General features: G+C 52.3%; 1 protein-coding gene. It reads left to right on the forward strand.

The window, feature by feature from the left end; genetic code table 11:
* Window positions 1-501 (forward strand): condensation domain-containing protein (locus tag QQK21_RS21710; RefSeq protein ID WP_284194263.1); only part of this gene is annotated, 501 nt, incomplete at both ends.

The following is a 501-nucleotide window of genomic DNA, read 5'->3' on the forward strand; positions in this document are numbered from 1 at the left end:
AGAGCAAGCGACAGGAGAGACTTACCAGCAAGTGCAAGTCGCACCGACAGGTCAATGCCTACCAGTAGTGGACCTACAGACTCTGCCAGCTGACGAACAAACCGCGGCCTTGATGGCGCATCGTCGTGAACTCAGTGCGTGGCGATTTGATTTAACCCAAGACCTGATGCTGCAACTGCGGTTATTAAGGCTGTCGTCAGACGAGTCCGTATTACTGTTAACCCTGCACCATATTGCCGGTGATGGTTGGTCAATCTCGCTATTGATACAAGAGCTGCAAGCGCTTTATAGTGCTTATGTGGCGGATACCACACCTCAGTTAGCGCCGCTATCGATTCAATATGCCGACTATGCACTTTGGCAGCGCGACTATTTGCAAGGTGAGGTGCTAGCGCAGCAAACCCAGTACTGGGAGCATCAGTTGGCCGGTTTACCGGATGTGCATGCCTTGCCCTTGGATTATCCAAGGCCCGCTCAACAAAGCTTTGCTGGTGCGAATCT

This window comes from Vibrio zhanjiangensis, from assembly GCF_030161235.1.
Taxonomy (GTDB): Bacteria; Pseudomonadota; Gammaproteobacteria; order Enterobacterales; family Vibrionaceae; genus Vibrio; species Vibrio zhanjiangensis.